The following is a 22,970-nucleotide window of genomic DNA, read 5'->3' as shown; positions in this document are numbered from 1 at the left end:
GCGGTTGCGGCGCTGTCTAGCGCGGGCGCGCGCCGGGCGCCACGGCTTGACGACTTGGAGACGGTTCCGCGCGAGGATGGGACCATGCGCCGCCTGACGCTCATCGCCCTTCTCGCCGCCGCCCCTGCGCTCGCGCAGGACGACGCCGCCCGCCTTTTCGCCCTCATCGGCCCCGGGCGCGGGCCTGCGCTGGCGCTCGAACTGGAGGTGGGCGCCTTCGGGGCGGAGCTTGAGGCGCGCGACGCGGAGATGGCGACGCCGCTGCACCGCGCCGCCGAATCGGTCGGCGACGGCGACCTCATCCGCGCCATGGTCGAGCGCGGCGCGAACCCGCGGGCGCTCGACGCCAACGGGCTGAGCCCGCTGCACTACGCCGCCCGCGCCGGCGCGCCCGTCGGCGTGCTCGCCGCGCTTCTGGGCGCCGGCGCCGACCCGCTGGCGCGCGATGCGCGCGGCGAGACGGCGCTGCACATGGCCAAGGACGCCACAACCGCCGCCCTTCTCGTCGCCGCCGGCGCCGACGCCTGCGGCAAGGACGCGCGCGGCGCCCCGGCGCTCCCGGCAGAGACGCTCGAGCGCATCCGCATCGAGACGCCCGAACTCTACGGCGTGGCGCGCGCGGCGTTCCTCGACTGCCTCTGAGGCGTCAGATCGACCAGCCGCCGTCGATCTTGAACTCCGCCCCGGTGACGAAGGCGCTCTCCCTGCCGGCGAGATAGACGGCGAGCGCCGCGACCTCCTCCGCCTCGCCCACCCGGCCCATGGGCTGGCGGGCGACGAAGGCGGCGCGGTTGTCGTCATAGGCGCCGGGCAGCGCGCGGATGCGACCCTCCAGCGAAGGCGACTGGATCGTGCCGGGGCAGATCGCGTTGCAGCGCACGCCCTGCTTCACGAAATCCGCCGCCACCGCCTTGGTCAGCCCGATCACCGCCGCCTTGGTCGCGCCATAGGCGGCGCGGTTGGGGGCGCCTTTGATCGAGCCGGCGACCGACGCCATGTTGATGATCGAGCCGCCGCCGCGCGCCAGCATCCCCGGCAGCGCCGCGCGCAGGGTGCGCCACATGCTCTTCACGTTGAGGTCGAAGGAGAAGTCCCATTCCGCCTCGTCGCCGTCGAGCACCGTGCCATGGGCCACGAACCCCGCGCAGTTGAACAGCACCGAGACCTCGCCCGCAGCGGCGATGGCGGCGTTGACCGCGGCGCCGTCGCGCACGTCGAGCGCCATGGTCTCGACGCCCTGCGCCGCGAGATCCTTCAGCGCGTCGGCGTTGAGATCCGTCGCGACCACGCGCGCGCCCTCGGCCTTGAACGCAAGCGCCGTGGCGCGGCCGATGCCCGCCCCCGCCGCCGTCAGGAAAGCCGTCTCGCCCGCAAGCCTGCTCATGCCTTGTCCTCCCCCCAGGGTTCGTCGCCGTTCAGCGCCGCGAAGATGTCGCTCATCTGCGGCATCATCTTCTCGCCCATGCCGAGGTTGACCCCGGCCTTGAGCGCCTCCGCCACGCCGGCCGACACAAGCCGCACAGACCCCTTCGCGTCCGCCATGCGGCTGTAGTAGGTGATGTCCTTGAGGCAGTTCACCAGTGCGAACTTATGTGCGTCGGGAACGCCCTCGCAGGGATACTTCGCGAAGTTCTGGAAGTTGCCGCAATTCATGCCGGAGTTGGTGACGATCTCGCGCAGCGTGTTCGGGTCGGCGCCCAGCCGCTTGACCATCGCGAAGGCCTCCGACCACACCGCCGCGTAGCCGACGGCGATGGAGTTGTTGATCAGCTTGAAGGCGTGCGCGGCGCCGGCCGGCCCGTCGACGTCGATCACGACGCTCGCCCAGGCCCCGAGCAGCCCGCGCCACTCATCGCGCGCCGCGGCGTCGCCCGCGACATAGGTGGTCAGCTCGCCGTCCCAGGCGTGGGAGGGCGTGCGGGAGAGCGGCGCGTCGATCAGCGTCAAGCCGCGCGCCGCCATCTCGGTCGCAAGCAGCGCCGTCACCTCGGGCTCGGAGGTGGAGGTGTCGATGATCGCGCGCAGCCGCCCGCCCTCGCGGCCCTCGCCGACGAGGCCCTCCACCGTCGCCTGCACCTGCGGCGCGCCGGTGACGCAGAGCGCGACGACGTCGCACTGTTCGGCCATGTCACTGAGGCTGGAGACCTCCACCGCGCCGCGGCCGACGAGGTCGTTCACCGCCTCGCGCTTGCGGTGGGCGATGACGCGCAGCGGCCAGCCCTTCTCGACCACGTTCTTAGCCATGCCCCAGCCCATCAGGCCGACGCCGACGAATCCCACCACCGGCTTGCCCGTCTCTGTCGCGGCCATCGCCTCTCTCCCTTCTCAATCGGTTTAAGCGGCGCTACGCTGGGGCGCCGCAGCCCGCGCCGCAAGGCCCGACCTCCCATGCGGCGAGAGAGCGCCCATGTCTGCCGAGACGTCCGAGCACCGTGTCCCATACCAGCCAGAGGCCGACGGCCGCCGCGCCGTCTCACTCGGATCGGACATTTCCGCGACGCGCCGGGCGCGCGGCGCAGGGTCGCCCTGACCATGGCGCCCCCGACCCAGCGGCAGATCGCCGAGAAGCTGGGCCTGTCGCCCGCCACGGTCTCGCTCGCCCTGCGCGACAGCCCGATGATCGCGCAGGCGACCCGGGCGCTGGTGCGCGCCGCCGTGGCCGAAGCCGGCTACGTCCCGAACGTGGCGGCGAGCGCGCTGCGCACCGGGCGCACCCGTATCATCGGCGTGAGCTTCCACAACATCGCGCACCAGTTCTTCGCGGAGATGCTGATCGCGATCGAGGCCGAGCTGGCGGTGGACGGCGTGGCGGTGTTCATCAACAACCACGGCGAGGATCCCGCCTCGCTGGCCCGCTTCGTCGCCAGCCTCGCGGCCCATGGCGCGGAGGGGCTGCTCGTCTCGCCGCCGCCGGGCGCGACGCCGGCGATCTTCGCGCCGCTGCGCGACCGTGGCGCGCCGGTAGTCTACGTCTCGCGCCGGCTGCGCGAGGACGCGCATGCCGATTACGTCGTCAACGCCGACGCGGTCGCCATCCGCCGCGCCGTCGCGCGGCTGCTGGAGACAGGGCGCAGGCGCCTTGCGCTGCTCGGGGGCATGGCGGGCACGACCGTCGCCGAGGACCGCGCCGACAGCTTCTTCGCCGCGCTGGCCGAAGCGGGTCTGCCCGCCGGGCCCGAGCTCTGGCTCCAGTGCCGGCCCCGTCTCGCGGAAGGCGCCGCGGTCGCGCGCCGCGCCATGGCGGCGGCGCCGGCGCCCGACGGGCTGGTGTGCTTCAACGACCTCGTCGCCTTCGGCGCGATGAACACGCTGCGCGCGCTTGGGCTGGAGCCCGGGCTGCATGTCGGCGTCGTGGGCGTCGGCGGCACGGACGAGGCCGCCGCCTTCCACCCCGGCCTCACCACCGTGCTCGACAATCCCGCCAGTATCGGCCGAACGGCGGCGGGAATGCTGCGCGCCCGCATCGATGCGCCCGACGCGCCGCCGCGTCACGAGACGCTCGACCCGAAGCTGGTGATCCGCGGGAGCTGCCGCAGCGCGCCGCCTCAAGCCGACGCGCCCGAACCCGCCCCACAGCAGGCTTCGCCCGACCCCGTCCCAGAGCAGGCTTCGCCCGACCCCGCCCCGCCCCGCCCGATCACGCCCGGCGGCGCCCGCGCGGCGCCCGACTGCGCCTGACCCCGCCCTTCCTTCACGAACGCCCCCCGGAGATTGCGCCCATGAAGCCCGAAATTCTCATGCCAGGCCCGATGCTGGCTTCCTGCATGGAGGCGCTGGACGAGGCGTTCGACGTCCATCGGCTGTGGGAGGCGCCGGACGAGGCGGCGGCGCTCGCCGAACTCGGCCCGCGCATCCGCGGCGTCGCGACCGCGAAGGGCTGCTCCGGCGCGCTGATGCGCGCGCTGCCGAAGCTCGAGATCGTGGCCTCCTTCGGCGTGGGCTACGACAGCGTGGACGTGCAGACCGCGCAGGCGCAGGGCGTGCGCGTCACCAACACGCCGGACGTGCTGAACGACGCCGTGGCGGAGCTGACGGTGGGGCTGATGGTCTGCCTCGCCCGCCGCCTGCTGCCGTGCGACGCCTATGTGCGCACGGGGCGATGGGAGCGCGAGGGCGCCTATCCGCTGACCGCGCAACTCGCCGGGGCCGGCGTCGGCATTCTCGGCCTAGGCCGCATCGGCAAGGAGATCGCGCGGCGGCTCGAGGCCATGAAGATGACCGTCAGCTACCATGGCCGCCGGCCGCAGGCCGACGTCCCCTATCGCTACTTCGACGACCTCGCGGCGATGGCGGCCGAGGTGGACTGGCTGGTGGTGATCGCCCCCGCGACGCCCGAGACGATCGGCGTGGTCGATGCGCGCGTGATGGCGGCGCTCGGGCCGAAGGGCTCTCTCGTCAACGTCGCGCGCGGCGCGCTGGTGGACGAGCCGGCGCTGATCGAGGCGCTGCGGACAGGCGCGCTCGGCGGAGCCGCGCTCGACGTCTTCGCAGACGAGCCGCGCGTGCCGGAGGCGCTGCGCGCCATGGAGCAGGTCGTGCTGGCGCCCCATGTCGGCAGCGCGACCCATCACACGCGATGGGCCATGGGCGACTGCGTGGTGCGCAACCTCAAGGCCCATTTCAGCGGCGCGCCGCTCGTCTCGCCGGTGGTCTGAGCGATGGCCGATCTCCTCTGCCTCGGCGAACCGCTGATCGAGTACAACCAGACCGATCCGGCGCAGCCCGACCGCTTTCTGCGCGGCGTCGGCGGCGACGTCTCCAACGTCGCCATCGCCGCGGCGCGTCAGGGCTGCGCCGCGGGCATGGTCGGCGCGCTCGGCGCCGACGAGCACGGCGCCGCGATCCGCGCGACATGGCGGATCGAGGGCGTGCAGGACGATCTCGTGGCCACCGACCCCGAGGCCCCCACCGGCGTCTACTTCGTCTCGCACGGGCCGGAGGGGCACCGCTTCGCGTTCCTGCGCGCGGGCTCCGCCGCCGCCCGGCTAGGCCCCGACCGTCTGCCGACGGCGGCGATCGCCCAGGCCCGCGCGCTGCATCTCAGCGGCATCAGCCTTGCGATCTCCGACGCCGCGCGCGAAGCCGGCTTCGCGGCGATGCGGGCCGCGCGGGCGGGCGGCACGCTGACGAGCTTCGACACAAATCTCCGACCCGCCTTGTGGCCCGAGGCGTCAGGTGGCCTTGACCGGGCGCGCGAGGTGATCGCGGCCGCGCTCGCGCTGGCCGACGTCGCCCTGCCCGGCGCCGACGACCTTTCGCGGCTGATGGGCTCCGACGATCCGGCGGCGCAGATCGACTGGTGCCGCGCGCAGGGCTGCGCGGGCCTCGTCGTCCTGAAGCGCGGCGCGGAGGGCGCGCGGCTCGCGACGCCCGAGGCGCAGACCGACATTCCGCCGCGCCGCGTGAGCCCGGTCGACGCCACCGGCGCCGGGGACTGCTTCGACGGCGCGTTCCTCGCGCGCCTTCTCGCCGGCGACGCGCCGGAGGCGGCGGCGCGCTGGGCCGCCTGCGCCGCCGCGCTCTCCACCACCGGCTACGGCGCAGTGGCTCCGATCCCCACCCGCGAATCAGTGATGCTGGCTCAATCCGCGGTTCAGTGACGCGGGGTTGACCCGCCACGCGGGCCTGCACTTGGGCCTCGTCGAGACGGTCAAAAACTTAAGGTTGTCAGTCGGCGTCTTGGGCGAAAGCTTGGTTAACCCTCCCCAACGCAATACATCATCAATGACTCATCGCGCAGAAGGTTCCAGATCGTACACAATCCGAAGGGGAACCGTCGTGCACTTGCGGATCAACGAACGGCTCTATCTGCTCATGGCCGTCGCGGCGCTGACGCTGATCGGCCTCACGGCGTTCTCGGTATCCCAGGTCGGCGCGATCAGCGCGACCCTGGCCGAGATCAACTACGTCAACAGCGTCAAGCAGCGCCACGCGATCAACTTCCGCGGCAGCGTGCATGACCGCGCGATCGCCGTGCGCGACGTCGTTCTCCTCGATGACCCGAAACAGCGCGCCGAAACCCTCGCCGAGATCGACCGGCTTCGCGCCTTCTACGACGATTCCGCCGGCCCGCTTGCGGCCATGCCGGTCGATGGCGACGAGCAGGGCATTCTCAGGGACATCCGGGAGATCGAGGAGCGCACGCGCCCGCTCTCCGACCGGATCATCGCCATGGTCGCCGCGGGCGAGCGCGAGGCGGCGCATGCCCTGCTGCTCACCGAGGCGCGGCCCCTGTTCACGCAGTCGCTCGCCCGCATCAACGCCTTCATCGACCTTCAGGAGGCGCGCAACCAGACCATGGGCGCCGAGGCGCGCGGCTCCGCCGCCAACTTCCACGCGATCGCGTCCACCGCCGCCGCCGCCGCCATTCTCAGCATGATCGCGATCGGCCTGCTGATCGCCTACAGCATCACCGGCCCTCTCGGCCGCATGATCGCCGCCATGAACGCGCTGGCGCAGAACGACACGAAGATCACGATCCCCCAGGCCGCGGCGCGGACGGAGATCGGCGCGATGGCCCGCGCCGTCGACGTGTTCCGCAGCAACGCCGAGAGCATCGCGAGCATGACCGCGGAGCGTCAGGCCGGAGACGCCGCCGCCGCGGCGGAGCGGAAGGTGCTGTCGCACGAGATCGGCTCCGTGGTCGAGGCCGCCGCCCGCGGCGACTTCTCGCGCCGGGTCGCGGCAAAATTCGACAGCGCCGAGACCCAGACGCTGGGCGACAACGTCAACCGCCTCGTCGGCGCGACCAGCGCCGGGCTGGAGGCGCTGCGCGCCGCCCTGAAGGCCCTGGCGACCGGAGACCTCACCCACCGCATGCCCTCGAACCTCGAAGGCGCGTTCGCCGAACTGCGGCAGGACGCCGAGTCGACCGCCGAAAGCCTCTCGGTCATGATCAGCAGCCTGCGCTCGGCAGCCGGCACGGCGTCGGCGCGATCCACCGAGATCGCCTCCAACGCCGGGCGTCTGTCCAGCCAGACCGAGGCGCAGGCCGCCTCGATCGAGGAGACGGCGGCCGCGATGGAGGAGATGGCGGCGACCATCGCCTCCAACGCCGCAGGCCTGCGCACCGCGGAGACGCTCGCCAGCACGGTGGGCGAGCGCTGCACCGAGGGCGCCGGCGCCGCCAAGCTCGCCCGCGGCGCGGTGGAGCGCATCGCCGAGAGCTCCGCAAAGATCACCGACATCATCGCGCTGATCGAATCGATCTCGTTCCAGACCAACCTGCTCGCGCTCAACGCCTCGGTCGAGGCCGCCCGGGCCGGCGAGGCCGGGCGCGGCTTCGCGGTGGTGGCGAGCGAGGTGCGCAGCCTCGCGCAGCGCTCGGCCGACGCCGCCAAGGCGATCACGGCGCTGATCCAGGAAAGCTCCGAGCGTGTCTCGGAGGGGGTCAGCGGCGTGCGGGAGACCAGCGAGAAGCTGCAGGGCATCAGCGAAGCGATGGCGCCCCTGCTCACCGCCATCGCCGAGGTGGCGGCGGCCGGAGACGAGCAGAGCGCCGGAGTGGCCCAGGTCAACACCACCATGTCGGCGATGGATCGCGACACGCAGCAGAACGCCGCCATGGCCGAAGGCTTCACCATGGCCGCGACCTCGCTGCAGCAGGAGATCGAGGCGCTGAACGCCGCCGCCGCGGCCTTCACCCTGCCGAAAGGCTCCACCGCGATGCGCCGCGCCGCCTGACGCCCCGCCATCGGGCGCGACGCGGCATGCGCCGCGCCCGAAGACGGGACGGAATGCGGCTCCGAATACGGGGACCGAAGACCGGGCGCCCCCACCCGGACAGAGACGGCGCACCCGCTCCGGCGGGCGCATCGCGTCAGCGCCGTTCCGGAAGGTCGGCGGGCAGGCCCCCAACCCAGTCGAGCGCCATGTCGGCCCATCCCCTCGGGGTCGCATGGCCGCCGGGCCAGAGCGCGAGGCCGAGGGCGGCGCCCGGCGCGCAGTCGGCCCAGAACCGCCGCAGGAAGGGCGCCGGCGCGTCATAGGCGTCAGGCGCGTCGCTGGCGCAGCCGTTGGCGGCGCGCAGCAGGTCGAGCCCCGCGAAGAGATCGCCCTGCGTGAGGACGCCGCCGCCGACGGCGCGGCCCTCGATCGGCACGACCGTATCGCTCCAGCCATGGGTGTGAAGCAGACGCACCGGCGCCGCGCAGCTCTCCGGCAGCGGGCGCCACATCAGGCCGGCGACCGGCGCGTAGAAATCGGCGGTGTCCGGCGCGTCGCAGGCGAGCCGCCAGACCATCATGCCGCCGCCGGAGAAACCCGCCGCAAGCCGCGGCGCGCCCTCCAGGCCGAAGCGGCGCCCGGCGTCGGCGAACACCGCGCGCAGGAATGTCATGTCGTCGCGCGCCCCCTCGCGCAGCGCCGAGTTCCAGCGGCCGCCAGCGTCGCCGGGTGCGCGCGGCTCGCCCTGCGGCGCGACCACGGCCCAGCCGCGCGCCAGCAGCGGGCCGACGAGGTCCGCCTGAGCGATCTGCGCGTCGGCGCGCCCGCCCCAGCCGTGCAGGAACATGGCGAGCCCTACGGCCCGCCCCTCGGGCAGCGCCGCGCGATAGCTTCCGCCCCCGGCGGCGCAGGGCTCGCCCGCGCCGGGGCAGGCCGCCGCGACGGCCCCCAGGGCCAGCGCGGCGAAGAAGGCGACGGCGGAAAGGGCGGCGCGCATGCTGAAGCTCCTCGCGGCGATGCGCCGGAAAGGATGACGCAGCCGCGTCGTTTGACAACGAACTTCTCAGGCCGCGCCCACCGCGGCGCCCATACGAAAAAGGGCGGCCGAAGCCGCCCCTGATGCGCGCAACTTGGCGCCGCGCCTCACTCGGCGGCGGGCGCCGCCTCGGTCTTGGGCGCGCGGTAGTTGGTCTTCTCGACGATGCGGGCCGATTTGCCGCGGCGCGCGCGCAGGTAGTAGAGCTTCGCGCGGCGGACCTTGCCGCGGCGCACCACCTCGATCTTCTCGATCGACGGCGAGTGCAGCGGGAACACGCGCTCCACGCCCTCGCCGAAGCTGATCTTGCGCACGGTGAAGGCGGCGTCGATGCCGCCGCCCTTGCGGCCGATCACGACGCCCTCGTAGTTCTGCACGCGGGTGCGGGTGCCCTCGACGACGCGCACGCCGACGCGCACCGTGTCGCCGGCGGCGAAGTCGGGAATGTCCTTGCCGAGCTCCTTGACGTGCTCGGCGGCGATCTGCTGCAGCAGGTTCATTGGTCGTGTTCCTTCATCGGGCCGCCTGTTCCGGCGAACGTTTGCGCGTCCGAGAGCTCTCGGGCCTCATCCGGGTCCGCAGGTCTCGCGACATGCGCCCGCCAGAGATCGGGACGACGTTCCTTGGTGACGGCCTCGGCCTGGGCTTTGCGCCAATCGGCGATGCGGGCGTGATGGCCGGAAAGAAGCACCTCCGGCGTCGCACGACCCTCCCATTCCGGGGGCCTCGTATAGCAGGGGGCTTCGAGAAGCCCGCCCGCGAAACTCTCTTCCTCCACCGACGCGGCGTTGCCGAGAACCCCCGGCAGCAGCCGCACCACGCCGTCGATCAGCGCCATGGCGGGGATTTCGCCCCCGGTCATGACGAAGTCGCCGACCGAAACCTCCTCGACCGCCCGCCCGTCGAGCACGCGCTGGTCGACCCCCTCGAACCGACCGCAGAGCAGGATCGCTCCCTTGCCCCGCGCCAGTTCCGCCGCGCGCGCCTGGGTGAACGGGCGGCCGCGCGGCGACAAATACAGGATCGGCCGCACGCCATCCCACGCGGAGTCGATCGCCGCGGAGACCACGTCCGGCCGCATCACCATGCCCGGCCCACCCCCTGCGGGAGGGCCGTCCACGGAGCGGTGCTTATCGCGCGCAAAGGCCCGGATGTCCAGCGCGTCGAGCCGCCAGAGCCCCTTCGCCAGCGCCTGCCCAGTGAGGCTTTCGGCCAGCGGACCGGGAAAGAGGCCGGGGAAGATCGTCAGCACCGTCGCGGCCCATGCGGTCGCCACTTCCGGCGGATCGTCCATCAGCGCGCGCGGCTTCAGCGACGGGCGCACCGCGAGGCGGCCGTGAGACAGGCGCGGCGGCGCGCTCACGCCGGGCGCTCCATGGCGTAGTTGTGGATCGCGACGCCCGCCACGGTCATCTGCCGCCGCGCCGTCGCCGCGAAGCCGCGCGCGGCGAAGACCGGCCGCGCAAGCTCGCTCGCCTCGGTGTAGACCACGCCGGCGCCGAAGCCGCGCGCGTAGCCCACCCCGGCGTCGCAGAGGGCCCCGCCTACGCCGCGCCCGGCGGCCTCGGGCGCGCAGTAGAGCATGGCGATATGGCCGTCGCGCTCGACGTCGCAGAAGCCGAGCGGCGCGTCGCCGGCCTCCGCCACCACGCGCGCGCGGCCGTCCGCCATCCAGCCGTCGAAATCCGCCGCCGCCGGCGTCAGCGAGGCCCAGGCGGCGACCTGCCGGGCCGTGTAGGCGCGCGGTCCGAGCGTCTCCACCGAGCGCCGGTAGAGCGCGCAGAGCGCCGCCGCGTCCCCGGCGCGATAGGGGCGCAGGCGCTTCATGCGCCCCCGCCTTCGCGTCCCTCGCCTTCGCGGCCGAACTCGGGCGCGACGACTTCCTCGGGCGGGTCGGCGACGATGCGCCGGCCCGCGAGGTCCACCGTCGGCGCGGCGGCGCGCGTGAAGGGCAGAGTCAGGGTGCGGCGCTCCGGCGTCTCGATCTCGAGGAAGTCGCCGGCGCCGTAGTTCTGCACCGCCCGCACCACGCCGAGCGGCGCGCCTCCGGTGTCGGCCACCGCCATGCCGATCAGATCGGCGTGATAGAACTCGTCGTCCTCCAGCGGTGGCAGCCGGTCTCGCGGCGCGTAGAGCCTGACGCCCTTCAGCGCCTCGGCGTCCTCGCGGGTGGCGACGCCCGTCAACCGCGCGGCGAAGCCGCCGGTCACGGGGCGCGAGAGCCGCACCTCGAAGCGCCGGGCGCCGTCCTCGCTCTCCAGCGGACCATAGCCCGCGAAGGCGGTAGGCTCGGCGGTGAACGACTTCAGCCGCGCCTCGCCGCGCACGCCGAACGCGCCGGCGATGGCGGCGACGCAGACGCGCGCCTCGCCCGAATGCCCCTTGTCCGCCATGCCGCGGCCTCCGCCGACCCCGCCCGCGCGCCGCGCATCACTCCGCGGCGGCTTCCTCGGCGGGCGCCTCCGCCGGCGTCTCTGCGGGCGCGGCGGCGGCCTCGGCGGCGGCGGCGGCCTTCTTGGCCCGCTCCTCGGCGCGCTTGGTCATCTTGTCGCCCGGCGCCGCCTTCTTGAGGTTGGCGCGCTCCTTCTTCGCGATCACGCCCGCGTTCTCCAGCCAGCGCGAGACGCGGTCGGTCGGCTGGGCGCCCTGCGAGAGCCAGTGCTGCACGCGCTCCATGTCGAGCTTCACGCGGTCCTCGCTATCCTTGGGCAGCAGCGGGTTGTAGGTGCCCAGACGCTCCTTGAAGCGGCCGTCGCGCGGCATCCGGCTGTCGGCGGCGACGATGTGGTAGTAGGGGCGCTTCTTCGCGCCCGCGCGGGCGAGGCGGATCTTCATGGCCATGTCGGCAGTCTCCTAGCTTCTGATCCGCTCGTGGTGGCGGATGACTTCCTGAATGATGAAATTGAGGAACTTCTCGGCGAACTCGGGGTCGAGCCCGGCCTCATGCGCCATGCTGCGCAGGCGTTCGACCTGCGCGGTCTCGCGCGCCGGGTCGGCCGGCGGCAGGTCATGGGCAGCCTTCAGCTTGCCGACCTCCTGCGTGCAGCGGAACCGCTCGGCCAGGGTGTGGACGAGGATGGCGTCGAGGTTGTCGATCGAGCGGCGCAGTTCGCCCAGCACGGCGCGGGCCCGGGTCTCGGCGTCGGTCATAGCGGGGTCTCCGGGTTCGGCGCGTCCGGGCCGGGGTGACGCCAGACCAGCAGGGGGCCCATCGACTGGTGCGCGAACTCTCCTTCACGCACGCAGCCCATGCGCTGCGCCAGCGCCATGGAGCGGGCGTTTCCGGGCGTGGTGAGGCTGATCGCAGTGGTCCAGCCGAGCGTCCCGTAGGCGTAGGCGCGCGCGGCCTGCGCCGCCTCGAACGCCACGCCGCGGCCCTCGGCCCCGGCGAAGACGGTCCAGGCGATCTCGGGCTCGGGCCAGTCCTCCGGGAAGTACGGACCGACATAGCCGAGCGGCGCGTCGCTCCGGCTGTCGGCGACGATCCAGCGGCCGAAGCCCCGCAGCGACCAGTGGCCGATGAGCGCGCTGAAGCTGTCGAAGGCGGTCTCGCGGTCCATCGGCCCGCCGACATGGGCGGTGCGCTCGGAGGCGCGGAAAGCGGCGTAAGCCTCGAAGTCGCTGATCTTCGGCGCCCGCAGCGTCAGTCTTTCCGTGCGGATCACGGGGATGTCGGGCTCGGTCATGGCGCCAGCGCCTCCGGCGCGGGGTGGCGATAGACCAGCAGGGGCTCGCCCCGCGGCGTCGGCGCGTCGGGCTCGACCACGCAGCCGAGCCGGTCGGCGAGGCGGCGCGAGCGGGCGTTGTCGGGGTCGATGTAGCTGACGGCGGTGGTCCAGCCGAATCTGCCATAGGCGCAGCGGCGCGCGGCCTGCGCCGCCTCGAAGGCGAAGCCGCGCCCCTCGGCGCCTTCGAACATCTGCCAGCCGAGCTCGGGCTCCGGCCAGTCGCCGGGGGCCCAGCAGCCGACGAGGCCGAGCGCGGCGTCGTCGCCCCGCGCCGTCACGACCCACATCCCGAACCCGTTCAGCGCCCACTGCCCGACATGCGCGGCGAGGATGCGCCAGGGACGCCCCGGCTCGACCGGGCCGCCGACGAACTTCGACCGTCCGGACGTGAAGAACGCCTCGAAAGCCGCCGCATCGGCCGCGCAGGGCGCGCGCAGGCGCAGGCGCTCCGTCTCCAGCACGGGAATGTCGAGCGCCGGCGTCATTTCTTCTTGCCGAAGCCGGAGAGGCCGCCGGGCATCGGCGGCAGGCCGCCCGCGCCGCCGCCCATGCCGGGGAAGCCCGGCGGCGGAAGCTGCGCGGGGCCGGCGCCGCCGGGCATTGCGGGCGCCCCGCCCCTGCCGCCGAGCAGCGCGCCGAGCCCGCCGCGCATCAGGCCCTTCTTGCCCATCTTGCCCATCTTCTTCATCATGTCAGCCATCTGGCGGTGCATCTTGAGAAGACGGTTGACGTCCTGCACCTCCATCCCCGCGCCAGCGGCCACGCGCTTCTTGCGGCTGGCCTGCATCAGGTCGGGGTTGGCGCGCTCCTTCTTGGTCATCGACTGGATGATGGCGATCTGGCGCTTCACCACGCGGTCGTCGAAGCCGCTCTCCTCGAGCTGCTTCTGCATCTTGCCCATGCCGGGCATCATGCCCATCACGCCCTGCATGCCGCCGAGCTTCTGCATCTGCTCCAGCTGGCTGCGCAGGTCGTTCATGTCGAAGCGGCCCTTCTGGAACCGCTTCATCATGCGCTCGGCCTCGGCGGCCTCGATCTGCTCCTGTGCCTTCTCCACGAGCGAGACGATGTCGCCCATGCCGAGGATGCGGCCGGCGACGCGCTCGGGGTGGAACTCCTCCAGCCCGTCGAGCTTCTCGCCGGTGCCGACGAACTTGATGGGGCGGCCCGTCACGGCGCGCATCGACAGCGCCGCGCCGCCGCGGCCGTCGCCGTCCATCCGCGTCAGCACCACGCCCGAGACGCCGACGCGCTCGTTGAAGTTCTGCGCGACGTTCACCGCGTCCTGACCGGTGAGGCTGTCCACCACCAGCAGCGTCTCGTGCGGCTGGGTCGCGTCGCGCACGGCGGCGACCTCGGCCATCAGCTCGTCATCGACATGCATGCGGCCGGCGGTGTCGAGCATCACGACATCGTAGCCGCCCAGCATCGCCTGCTGGCGCGCGCGCTTCGCGATGGCGACCGCGTCCTGCCCCGGCACGATCGGCAGCGTGTCGACGCCGCACTGGCGGCCGAGCACGGCGAGCTGCTCCATGGCTGCGGGGCGGCGGGTGTCGAGCGAGGCCATCAGCACGCGCTTGCCGTCGCGCTCCTTCAGCCGCTTGGCGAGCTTGGCGGTGGTGGTGGTCTTGCCCGAGCCCTGCAGGCCGACCATCAGCACCGGCGCCGGCGGGCTGTCGACCTTCAGGCCCTGCCCCTGACCGTCTCCGGCGAGCGTCGCGATCAGCTCGTCATGGACGATCTTGACCACCATCTGGCCGGGCGTGACCGACTTCACGACCGCCGCGCCGGTGGCCTTCTCGCGGACGCGGTCGATGAAGCCCCGCGCGACCGGCAGGGCGACGTCGGCGTCCAGCAGCGCCACGCGCACCTCGCGCAGCGCCGTGGAGACGTCGGCCTCCGTCAGCGCGCCCTGCTTGGTCAGCTTGTCGAAGACGCCTGAAAGGCGCTCTGACAGGCTCTCGAACATGGCGACCCACCTCCAAAACGGCCACGGCCCCGGCGGGCGCGACGCGCTGACCGGGGGCGATCCCCAACGGGGACCGGAAGCATGACGCTTCCATGATGCGCGGCTGATGCCTGCGCGGGGCCGGGATGTCAAGCGCAGGCTCGACGCGCGCGGCGGCGGCGCCACCTGTCGCCCATGTCGGGGCGCGCACGCGCCATCCGGCTCGCGGCGCTCGCGTTGGCGGCGCTGGGCGTCGCCGTGGTCGCGGGTACGCCTGCCTATGCGCCGGAAGCCCCCGTCCATGCGCCGGGCGCGCTCCGCGAGCACGAGCGCCCGTCCTGGGAATTCCTCTGACCGGTCAGCCCTTGCGCGCCGACCCCATGTAGAGCGCCGTCATCAGCGGCAGCGGGCCGAACGACAGTTCGCCCCGCGGCGTGACGCCCCTCGGCCCGAGGCCGGTGAAGCGCCCGGGCGTCAGCCCCGCGCCCGTGAGAGCGTCGCGCAATTCGTCCGGCCTGATGAACATCTCGGGGTCGTGCGTGCCCTTCGGCAGCAGGCCGAGGATGTTCTCAGCCACCGTCACCACCGCGAAGCGCGCCAGCCGGTTGCGGTTGATCGTGTCGAAGAGAAACAGGCCGTCGGGCCGCAGCACCCGCGCCGTCTCGGCCATGACGGCGGCGAGGTCGGCGACATGCTCAAGAACGTCGACGCACACCACGACGTCGAAACTCGCGTCGTCGTAGGGCAGCGCCTCCCCCACCCCGACGTCATAGCGGATGTCGAGACCCTCGCGCGCGGCATGGGCCCCGGCGGCGGCGACGGCGCGGGCCGCGGGGTCGATGCCGGTGACGCGCGCGCCGCGCCGCGCCAGCGCCTCGGCCATGAAGCCGCCGGCGCAGCCGAGATCGAGCGTCTCGCGCCCGCGCCACCCGCCGAGGTTCGCCGCCACCAGCGGGTCGAAGAACCTCAGCCTGCCCGGAACCATGCTGCGCAGCACGCGCAGCCAGGGGACGCTCCCGCCCCACCAGTCCCCTGCGACGGCGTCGTAGATGGCGAGGTCGTTACGGGGTCTTTCGCCGTCCCGCATCGGGAAGCCTCCTCGGCATCGGCAGCCAGAAGGGGACGCGCGCCCGGTAGGTCTCGAAACGCGCGCCGTAGAGGCGCGCGAAGCGACGCTCCTTGTGGAGCGGCCCCAGCACGCAATAGCCGGTGTAGGCCAGCGCCAGCGCAAGCTGGTCAGGCGTCCATACCGGCGCCGTCCAGAGCGTCAGGGCGAAGCTGACATAGATCGGCTGGCGGGTGATCCGGAACAGCCCGCCCTCCGGCATGTCGGGAAACAGCGGCTTCGCGCCGCGCAGCAGCGACGACCAGCCGAGAAAGCCGCTCTGAACCTCGGCGCCGGCGTCGAAGGACGCCTTGAGCAACAGCAGCCACGACAGGCCGTAGAGCGCGCCGTGCAGCCACAGCGCGAAGCCTTCGGGCTGACGCCAGACCTCTCCGGACGGGCTCCAGAAGGCGAAAAGGACGAGAAGCTGCGCCGACGCGACAAGGGCGTAGGTCGTCGTCGCGAGCGTGCGGCCATGGGCCGGCGCGAGCCGCGCCAGCACGCGCTGGCCGCTCGGCGTCAGCAGCGCCGAATGGACCAGCGGGAACTGCGCCAGCAGCAGCGCGTTGGCCGCGACCGCCGCCCAGCCTTCGAAGGGCCCGAGCGAGCGGCTCATCCCGAACCACATCGCCAGGATCATCGCCAGCACTCCGGCGGCGAAGGCGGTATGGGTCAACCCGCCCCACACCAGCGCCAGCGCGACCTCCCCGCGCGGGCGGCGGCCCAGCGCGCGGAGGTAGATCATCGGGTCCAGCGGAATGCGCGTCGGCGTCGTCATGCCGTGGCGAGGTAGCGCCGCCCGCCGAAAGGCAAGGCGGCGCGCGGCCCGCTCAGGCAGCGGCGGCCTTGGCTTTCAGACGCCACGCGTGGAGCAGCGGCTCGGTGTAGCCGGAGGGCTGCTCGCGGCCCTTGAACACGAGGTCGCAGGCGGCGTGGAAGGCGGGGCCGTCGAAATCCGGCGCCATCTGGCGATAGGCGGGGTCGCCGGCGTTCTGGCGGTCGACGACCTCGGCCATGCGCTCCATGACCGAGCGCACCTGCTCGGGGCTGACGACGCCGTGGTGCAGCCAGTTGGCGATGTGCTGGGCGGAGATGCGGCAGGTCGCACGGTCCTCCATCAGGCCGACGTCGTTGATGTCGGGCACCTTGGAGCAGCCGACCCCCTGATCGATCCAGCGCACGACGTAGCCGAGGATGCCCTGGGCGTTGTTCTCGACCTCGCGAATGATCTGCTCCTCGCGCCATTTGCGGAAGCTCGCGAGCGGGATGTCGAGGACGCCGTCGACATGGGCGCGGCGGCCGCCCTTCAGCAGCGCCTTCTGCACGGCGAAGACGTCGACGCGGTGGTAGTGCAGCGCGTGCAGGGTGGCGGCGGTCGGGCTCGGCACCCAGGCGCAGTTGGCGCCGGCGCGCGGGTGCTCGATCTTCTGGTCGAGCATCGCGGCCATGCGGTCGGGCATCGCCCACATGCCCTTGCCGATCTGCGCGCGGCCGGAAAGACCGCACTCCAGCCCTATGTCCACGTTGCGATTCTCATAGGCGCCGATCCAGCCCTTGCGCTTGATGAAATCCTTGCGGCTGAAGGGCCCGGCCTCCATCGAGGTATGGATCTCGTCGCCGGTGCGGTCGAGAAAGCCGGTGTTGATGAAGGCGACGCGGCGCTTCGCGGCCCGGATGCACGCCTTGAGGTTCACCGAGGTGCGGCGCTCCTCGTCCATGATGCCGAGCTTCACCGTATCGCGCGGCAGCGACAGCACGTCCTCGACGCGATCGAAGGTCTCGACGGCGAAGGCGACCTCGTCGGGCCCATGCATCTTCGGCTTGACGACATAGACCGAGCCGGCGACGGCGTTGCGCGGCCCTTCGGTCTTGTTGAGGTCGTGCATCGCGATGAGCGTCGTCGCCATCGCGTCCATCAGGCCCTCGAACACCTCGTCGCCGTTCGCGTCGAGGATCGCCGGGTTCGTCATCAGGTGGCCGACATTGCGCACGAGCATCAGCGCGCGGCCCTTGACCGTGACGGGCGCGCCGTCCGGCCCGGCATAGGCCGGATCGGGGGCCAGCGCCCGCGTCAGCGTCTCGCCGCCCTTGCGGAAGCTGGTCGTCAGGTCGCCCTTCATCAGGCCGAGCCAGTTGCGGTAGGCGGCGACCTTGTCGGCCGCGTCGACGCAGGCGACCGAATCCTCGCAGTCCATGATCGCCGAGATCGTGCTCTCAAGCCGAACAACCGCGAGCCCGGCCTGGTCGCGCGCGCCGACCTGGTGGGTGCGGTCGAACACGAGTTCGACATGCAGCCCGTTGTTGCGCAGCAGCACCGCCTCGGGCGCACGGGGATGGCCACGGTGGCCGATGAACTTCTCCGGCTGGACGAGCGGCATGTCGTCGGCGAGCAGCGCGCCGCCGCGGACGTGGTAGCGGCGCACGTCGGCATGGCTGGCGCCCTCGATGGGGAACGCCTCGTCGAGGAACACGCGCGCCCGCGCGACGACGCGCGCGCCGCGGCCGCGGTCGTAGCCGTCGCCGGACGGCGGCGCCCCCATCGCGTCGGTGCCGTAGAGCGCGTCGTAGAGGCTGCCCCAGCGCGCGTTGGCGGCGTTCAGCGCATAGCGCGCGTTGGTGATAGGCACGACGAGCTGCGGTCCCGGCACGGTCGCGATCTCGGGGTCGACGCCAGCGGTCTCGATGGCGAAGTCCTCGCCTTCGGGCACGAGATAGCCGATCTCAGCGAGGAACGCCTTGTAGGCCTCATGGTCGTGGGGCTGGTTGCGGCGCTGGACGTGCCAGGCGTCGATCCGCCGCTGCATCTCGGCGCGGGTGGCCAGCAGCGCGCGGTTGCGCGGGGTCAGGTCGCGCAGGAGCCCGGCGAAGCCGCTCCAGAACGCCTCCGGCGCGACGCCGGTTCCCGGCAGCGCCTCGCCCTCCAGAAATGCCGCGAGGCCTTCGGCCACCTTCAGCCCTGCCCGCTCGACGTAGCTCTCAGCCATGGCAAACCCCCGCTTCAAGTCCTCGGATCGCACGCGGCCCAGCCAATAGAGCAGGCCGGCGGGCGATCCAAGCGCGGCGACGGCGGCCAAGCGCGGCGACGGCGGCCAAGCGCGGCGACGGCGGCCAAGCGCGGCGGCGCCTTCACGTCGCGCGGACGAAGGTCTTGAGGCGCGCCTGCAGCCCGGGGTCGCGCAGGGCGCATTCCCAGACGACGAGCGTCCGCCAGCCCATCGCCTCCAGCGCGGCGAGCGCCGCCGCGTCGCGGGCGCGGTTGCGGGCGATCTTGGCGGCCCAGTAATCCGCGTTGGCCTTGGGCGCGCGCGCGCCCCGGGGGCAGTCATGGCCGTGCCAGAAGCAGCCATGGACGAAGATCGCCCGCCTGCGCCCGATGAAGGCGACGTCGGGGCGCCCCGGCAGGTCGCGCCGGTCGAGCCGGTAGCCGACGAGGCCCTCGGCGCGCAGCAGCCTGCGGACCTCGCGCTCCGGCGCGGTGTCGCGCGCCTTCACGCGGGCCATCACCTGCCCGCGGGTCAGCGGCGCGGGCGCTGCCGGAACGCGCGCCATCAGGGGGCGAAGGCGTCCGAGGCCAGGCGCAGCGGGCGCGTGAGGTCCGAGAGGCTTTCGCGCTGGCGCCCCGCCGCGTCGAAGTTCGCCGGGTCGAGCCAGCGGGTCAGCGCGGCGTCGATGGCGGGGAAGTCGGCGTCGGTCGCGGCGAACCAGGCGGTGTCGCGATTGCGCCCCTTGACGATCATGTGGCTGCGAAAGACGCCCTCGAAGCTCAGCCCCAGCCGCTGGGCGAGACGCCGCGAGGGCGCGTTGCCGGCGTCGCATTTCCACTCGAAGCGGCGATAGCCGAGCCCGAACGCCCGCCGCATGATGCTCGCCAGCGCCTCCGTCCCGACGCGCGTGCGTTGTAGCGACGGCGAGAAGGCGATGTGGCCGAGTTCGATCACGCCATGGGCGGGCGTGATGCGCATGAAGGTCGCGACGCCCTTCGGCAGGCCGTCGGCGCGGTCGATCACGGTGAAGAACAGCGGGTCGTCCTGCGCCGCCGCCCATGCCGCCCACTCCCGATAGGCGGCGCCGTCGGGAAACGGCCCGTAGGGCAGCCATCTCCACATCGCGTCCGACGCGCTGTTGGCGGCGTGCAGCGCGGGGGCGTGCGCGGCGGGGTCCAGCGGCTCAAGCCGGGCCCAGCGCCCGTCGATCGGCGCGCGGGGCGGCGGCGGCGGGTCGCGCCAGTCGGCGAGATCGGGTGCGGCGGTCATGCCGCACTCGTCGCGCGCCGCGGCCGCCCGGTCAAGCGGACAGGCATTGCGGCAGGTCCGGGCGCCGCAGGTCCGGGCGCGGCTGCCTTCGCCTGCTCGGCGCGCGCTCAGTCGATCTGGGCGCGACGCTCAGCCGGCGGAGTGACGACGCCGCTGGTGCGCAGCGCCGCGATGCGCTTCAGCAGGTCGAACCAGAACTGCGCGCCCAGCGTCACGCCGAAGGCGACGAGGAACCAGCCGATCACCTCCGAGACCGAGGGCGCGGCGAAGCCGGCGCCGTCGCCGCAGCCGAGCGTCGTGAGGATCGGCGCGTCGACCTCGTGGGACAGGCAGTCCCACCCGACCTGGATCTCCAACCCGCCGAGACCGTCCATCAGCGCGCCGACGCGGCGGCCGATTTCGGCGTCGAGCGCCTCGTCCGCGGCGCCGGCGCCGCCGATGGCCGGTATGGCGCCGGCGCCGGCGCCGGCGCGGGTCGGGGCGTCGCCGGCGCCCTGCACCACGCCGCCGCCCTGCGCGCGCGCCGCGCGTTCCTCGCGCAGCGCCGCCGAATAGGCCTGCAGCATCTCGTCGTCGGCGAGCAGCGTCGCCATCGAGGCCGCGCGGTCGCGCAGGGCGGCCTCGGTCAGCAGCCGGTCGGCGTAGCGCAGGAAGTCGACGTTGGCGCCCACGGCCAGCACGAGGCCGATGCAGAAGCTCATCAGCCGCACCTTGCGCAGATACCAGCCGGACACACGGTCCATCGTCTCGTCGAACTCCTTCTCCAGCGCCGCCACGGCCCGGTCGAGCTCGGAGGCGGCGTCGCCCACCGCGCCGAGCGTCGCGGCGAAGGCCCGGTCGGCGTGCGCGGCGAGCGCCGCCCCATGGCCGCCGGCGCCGAGCGCGTCCGCCGTCTCGCGGATCGCGGCGAGCGTGTCGGCGCGATGCTTCTCGATCTGGGCGGCCGCCGCCTTCTCGAGTTCGTCGCGCCGTTCGATCAGGTTCAGCACGGTCAGCGCGTAGCGGCGCGGCTCGATGGCGGAGGGTTTGCGGCCGCCGCGCATCAGGGCGCGGATGTCGGGGTCGTCGTAAAACTTCCCCGTCGCCCATCTCAGGATCGCCTCGCGCTCGCCCTCCGCCACCGGCGCGTCCTCGGCGACGCCGGTGGCGCCCTCGCGGCGGTAGCGCGCGGCGAGCGCCTTGAGGTGACGGTGCTCCAGCAGCGCCCGCAACCCCTGCTCCAGCGTGCGCGCGCGCAGCCGGAGCAGGTTGTCGCCGATCGCCTCGTTGATCGCCGTGGCGGCCAGCGTGAACAGCACCATCACCGCGAGAATGCTCACGGCGACATCGACCAGAGCGCCCAGACCCATGACGGCCTCCCTCGACTGACGTGGCGTCAGCCTAGCGCAGGGAAGCGGCCGGCGCGCGCCCCGCGGCGCGCGTCGCCCGAATGAAGTCCCTCGTCCGGAACTCAGTCCTTCGGGATGAAGCGCAGGCCGAGTTCGCGCAGCTGCGCGTTGGTGGGCGCGGAGGGCGCGCCCATCAGCAGGTCCTCGGCGCGCTGGTTCATCGGGAACATGATGACCTCACGGAGGTTGTCGACGTCAGCCAGCAGCATCACGATGCGGTCCACCCCCGGCGCGATGCCGCCATGGGGCGGCGCGCCGAACCTGAAGGCGTTGATCATGCCGCCGAAATTCTCGTCGACGAAGGCGCGGTCCTTCCCGACGATCTCGAAGGCGCGATACATGATCTCGGGCTTGTGGTTGCGGATGGCGCCGCTGCTCAGCTCCAGCCCGTTGCAGACGATGTCGTACTGGAAGCCGGTGACGGCGAGCGGGTCGGCCTCGTTCAGCGCCTCAAGCCCGCCCTGCGGCATGGAGAAGGGGTTGTGGCTGAAGTCGAGCGCGCCGGTCTCTTCGTCGCGCTCGTACATCGGGAAGTCGACGATCCAGGCGAAGGCGAAAGTGTCCTTCATGCCGCCGAAATGACCAAGCTCGGACCACACGACGTTGCGCGCCTTGCCGGCGGTCGCCACGAACTTGCGCGGGTCGCCGGCAAGGAAGAACGCGGCGTCGCCGGCCTTCAGAGCAAGCTGGACGCGCAGCGCCTCGGTGCGCTCGGGGCCGATGTTCTTGGCGAGCGGGCCAGCGCCTTCCAGCACGCCGCCTTCCTCCCGCCAGAAGATGTAGCCCATGCCCGGCAGGCCCTCGCCCTGCGCCCAGTCGTTCATGCGGTCGCAGAATTTTCGCGAGCCGCCGCCCGGCGCGGGGATGGCGCGGACCTCGCCGCCCTTCTCGACGATGCCGGCAAAAATCTTGAAGCCGCTGCCGGCGAAATGCTCCGAGACGACCTGCATCTCGATGGGGTTGCGCAGGTCGGGCTTGTCGGAGCCGTATTTCAGCATCGCCTCCGCGTAGGGGATGCGGGGGAACTTCTGCGTCACCGGCTTGCCGCCGCCGAACTCCTCGAAGACGCCGCGCATGACGGGCTCGATGGCCTGAAAGACGTCCTCCTGCTCGACGAAGCTCATCTCGACGTCGAGCTGGTAGAACTCGCCCGGCGCGCGGTCGGCGCGGGGGTCTTCGTCGCGGAAACAGGGCGCGATCTGGAAGTAGCGGTCGAAGCCCGCCACCATGATCAGCTGCTTGAACTGCTGCGGCGCCTGCGGCAGCGCGTAGACCTTGCCGGGGTGCAGGCGGCTCGGCACGAGGAAGTCGCGCGCGCCCTCGGGGGAGGAGGCGGTGAGGATCGGCGTCTGGAACTCCATGAAGCCCTGGTCGGTCATGCGTCGGCGCAAGGAGGAGATGACCTTGGAGCGCAGCATGATGTTGGCGTGCAGCGTCTCGCGCCGCAGGTCGAGGAAGCGGTACTTCAGGCGCACGTCCTCGGGATAGTCGGGCTCGCCGAACACCGGCAGCGGCAGCTCCTCCGCCTTGGAGAGCACTTCGAGGCCGCGGGCGTAGACCTCGATCTCGCCGGTGGGCAGCTTCGGGTTGACGAGCGAGGGGTCGCGCGCCTTGACGTCGCCGTCGATGCGGATCACCCACTCCGCCCGCACGGCCTCCAGCGCGGCGAAGGCGGGGCTGTCGCTGTCGGCGATCACCTGCGTGACGCCGTAATGGTCGCGCAGGTCGATGAACAGCACGCCGCCATGGTCGCGCACGCGGTGCACCCAGCCGGAGAGGCGCACGGTCGCGCCGGCGTCGTCCGCGCGCAGGGCGGCGCAGTGGTGGGAGCGGTAGGCGTGCATGGG

General features: G+C 72.6%; 25 protein-coding genes. 6 read left to right on the top strand and 19 right to left on the bottom strand.

Annotated elements, in window-relative coordinates; all coding sequences use genetic code 11:
* The first annotated feature begins 84 nt into the window (after positions 1-84).
* Positions 85-642 (top strand): ankyrin repeat domain-containing protein, encoded by a 558-nt coding sequence (locus tag BLW43_RS00445; RefSeq protein ID WP_175478694.1) that lies wholly within the window; start codon positions 85-87, stop codon positions 640-642.
* Positions 643-646: 4 nt separating this feature from the next.
* Here BLW43_RS00445 and BLW43_RS00440 read toward each other — a convergent pair whose 3' ends face one another.
* Both BLW43_RS00440 and BLW43_RS00435 read right to left on the bottom strand, forming a co-directional pair.
* On the bottom strand, positions 647-1,384 hold the full coding sequence (locus BLW43_RS00440; protein WP_093247525.1) for an SDR family oxidoreductase: 738 nt from the start codon (positions 1,382-1,384) through the stop codon (positions 647-649).
* A complete protein-coding gene (locus tag BLW43_RS00435; RefSeq protein ID WP_093247524.1) occupies positions 1,381-2,310 on the bottom strand; it encodes an NAD(P)-dependent oxidoreductase in 930 nt (309 codons plus the stop codon). The genes BLW43_RS00440 and BLW43_RS00435 overlap by 4 nt, the downstream gene beginning before the upstream one ends.
* A gap of 222 nt (positions 2,311-2,532) precedes the next feature.
* On the opposite strand from BLW43_RS00435, the gene BLW43_RS00430 reads away from it, so the two are divergent.
* From BLW43_RS00430 to BLW43_RS00415, 4 genes are all read left to right on the top strand, one after another.
* Entirely contained in the window at positions 2,533-3,678 is a 1,146-nt protein-coding gene (locus tag BLW43_RS00430) for a LacI family DNA-binding transcriptional regulator (RefSeq protein WP_175478693.1), read from the top strand.
* Positions 3,679-3,719: 41 nt separating this feature from the next.
* Entirely contained in the window at positions 3,720-4,655 is a 936-nt protein-coding gene (locus BLW43_RS00425) for a 2-hydroxyacid dehydrogenase (RefSeq protein WP_093247522.1), read from the top strand.
* 3 nt (positions 4,656-4,658) lie between these two features.
* The gene (locus BLW43_RS00420) at positions 4,659-5,600 is read left to right on the top strand and encodes a sugar kinase (RefSeq protein ID WP_093247521.1); all 942 of its coding nucleotides are present in this window, start codon (positions 4,659-4,661) and stop codon (positions 5,598-5,600) included.
* 178 nt (positions 5,601-5,778) lie between these two features.
* Positions 5,779-7,683, top strand: coding sequence for a methyl-accepting chemotaxis protein (locus tag BLW43_RS00415; protein WP_175478692.1), 1,905 nt, complete (start codon positions 5,779-5,781; stop codon positions 7,681-7,683).
* Positions 7,684-7,819: 136 nt separating this feature from the next.
* Here the strand turns inward: BLW43_RS00415 and BLW43_RS00410 are convergent, their stop codons facing one another.
* The 10 genes from BLW43_RS00410 to ffh all read right to left on the bottom strand — a co-directional run bounded on the left by BLW43_RS00410 (position 7,820) and on the right by ffh (position 14,398).
* Positions 7,820-8,662: a CE1 family esterase gene (locus tag BLW43_RS00410; RefSeq protein WP_093247519.1), complete on the bottom strand. Its 843-nt coding sequence runs from the start codon at positions 8,660-8,662 to the stop codon at positions 7,820-7,822.
* A gap of 146 nt (positions 8,663-8,808) precedes the next feature.
* Positions 8,809-9,201: a 50S ribosomal protein L19 gene (rplS, locus tag BLW43_RS00405; RefSeq protein ID WP_093247518.1), complete on the bottom strand. Its 393-nt coding sequence runs from the start codon at positions 9,199-9,201 to the stop codon at positions 8,809-8,811.
* Positions 9,198-9,995, bottom strand: a complete 798-nt coding sequence (gene trmD / locus BLW43_RS00400) for a tRNA (guanosine(37)-N1)-methyltransferase TrmD (protein ID WP_093248115.1) — start codon at positions 9,993-9,995, stop codon at positions 9,198-9,200. Before trmD ends, rplS begins: the two co-directional genes overlap by 4 nt.
* A 65-nt stretch (positions 9,996-10,060) precedes the next feature.
* Entirely contained in the window at positions 10,061-10,528 is a 468-nt protein-coding gene (locus tag BLW43_RS00395; RefSeq protein ID WP_093247517.1) for a GNAT family N-acetyltransferase, read from the bottom strand.
* On the bottom strand, positions 10,525-11,094 hold the full coding sequence (gene rimM, locus BLW43_RS00390) for a ribosome maturation factor RimM (protein WP_093247516.1): 570 nt from the start codon (positions 11,092-11,094) through the stop codon (positions 10,525-10,527). The genes BLW43_RS00395 and rimM overlap by 4 nt, the downstream gene beginning before the upstream one ends.
* Before the next feature lie 37 nt (positions 11,095-11,131).
* Entirely contained in the window at positions 11,132-11,542 is a 411-nt protein-coding gene (gene rpsP / locus BLW43_RS00385; RefSeq protein ID WP_175478691.1) for a 30S ribosomal protein S16, read from the bottom strand.
* Positions 11,543-11,554: 12 nt separating this feature from the next.
* Complete coding sequence (locus BLW43_RS00380) at positions 11,555-11,851, bottom strand: chorismate mutase (RefSeq protein WP_093247515.1); 297 nt, start codon at positions 11,849-11,851, stop codon at positions 11,555-11,557.
* On the bottom strand, positions 11,848-12,387 hold the full coding sequence (locus BLW43_RS00375) for a GNAT family N-acetyltransferase (RefSeq protein WP_093247514.1): 540 nt from the start codon (positions 12,385-12,387) through the stop codon (positions 11,848-11,850). The genes BLW43_RS00380 and BLW43_RS00375 overlap by 4 nt, the downstream gene beginning before the upstream one ends.
* Positions 12,384-12,914 (bottom strand): GNAT family N-acetyltransferase, encoded by a 531-nt coding sequence (locus tag BLW43_RS00370; RefSeq protein WP_093247513.1) that lies wholly within the window; start codon positions 12,912-12,914, stop codon positions 12,384-12,386. Before BLW43_RS00370 ends, BLW43_RS00375 begins: the two co-directional genes overlap by 4 nt.
* Complete coding sequence (gene ffh / locus BLW43_RS00365) at positions 12,911-14,398, bottom strand: signal recognition particle protein (RefSeq protein ID WP_093247512.1); 1,488 nt, start codon at positions 14,396-14,398, stop codon at positions 12,911-12,913. Before ffh ends, BLW43_RS00370 begins: the two co-directional genes overlap by 4 nt.
* Positions 14,399-14,572: 174 nt before the next feature.
* On the opposite strand from ffh, the gene BLW43_RS23305 reads away from it, so the two are divergent.
* Positions 14,573-14,731, top strand: coding sequence for a hypothetical protein (locus BLW43_RS23305; protein WP_175478690.1), 159 nt, complete (start codon positions 14,573-14,575; stop codon positions 14,729-14,731).
* Positions 14,732-14,735: 4 nt separating this feature from the next.
* On the opposite strand, the gene ubiG is transcribed toward BLW43_RS23305, so the two are convergent.
* From ubiG to aspS, 7 genes are all read right to left on the bottom strand, one after another.
* Positions 14,736-15,464, bottom strand: a complete 729-nt coding sequence (ubiG, locus tag BLW43_RS00360) for a bifunctional 2-polyprenyl-6-hydroxyphenol methylase/3-demethylubiquinol 3-O-methyltransferase UbiG (protein WP_093247511.1) — start codon at positions 15,462-15,464, stop codon at positions 14,736-14,738.
* Positions 15,439-16,260, bottom strand: coding sequence for a methyltransferase family protein (locus tag BLW43_RS00355; protein ID WP_425441157.1), 822 nt, complete (start codon positions 16,258-16,260; stop codon positions 15,439-15,441). Before BLW43_RS00355 ends, ubiG begins: the two co-directional genes overlap by 26 nt.
* Before the next feature lie 52 nt (positions 16,261-16,312).
* The gene (locus BLW43_RS00350) at positions 16,313-18,466 is read right to left on the bottom strand and encodes a malate synthase G (RefSeq protein WP_093248111.1); all 2,154 of its coding nucleotides are present in this window, start codon (positions 18,464-18,466) and stop codon (positions 16,313-16,315) included.
* Positions 18,467-18,608: 142 nt separating this feature from the next.
* The gene (locus BLW43_RS00345; protein ID WP_093247510.1) at positions 18,609-19,031 is read right to left on the bottom strand and encodes a very short patch repair endonuclease; all 423 of its coding nucleotides are present in this window, start codon (positions 19,029-19,031) and stop codon (positions 18,609-18,611) included.
* The gene (locus BLW43_RS00340) at positions 19,031-19,735 is read right to left on the bottom strand and encodes a GNAT family N-acetyltransferase (protein ID WP_093247509.1); all 705 of its coding nucleotides are present in this window, start codon (positions 19,733-19,735) and stop codon (positions 19,031-19,033) included. The genes BLW43_RS00345 and BLW43_RS00340 overlap by 1 nt, the downstream gene beginning before the upstream one ends.
* 107 nt (positions 19,736-19,842) lie before the next feature.
* Positions 19,843-21,084, bottom strand: coding sequence for a hypothetical protein (locus BLW43_RS00335; RefSeq protein WP_093247508.1), 1,242 nt, complete (start codon positions 21,082-21,084; stop codon positions 19,843-19,845).
* Between the two features lie 101 nt (positions 21,085-21,185).
* Positions 21,186-22,967, bottom strand: a complete 1,782-nt coding sequence (aspS, locus tag BLW43_RS00330; protein ID WP_093247507.1) for an aspartate--tRNA ligase — start codon at positions 22,965-22,967, stop codon at positions 21,186-21,188.
* Between the last annotated feature and the right edge of the window lie 3 nt (positions 22,968-22,970).

The sequence above is a fragment of the Rubrimonas cliftonensis genome (genome assembly GCF_900107585.1).
In the GTDB taxonomy this organism is placed as follows: Bacteria; Pseudomonadota; Alphaproteobacteria; order Rhodobacterales; family Rhodobacteraceae; genus Rubrimonas; species Rubrimonas cliftonensis.
This window is presented reverse-complemented; position numbering and strand designations above follow the sequence as displayed.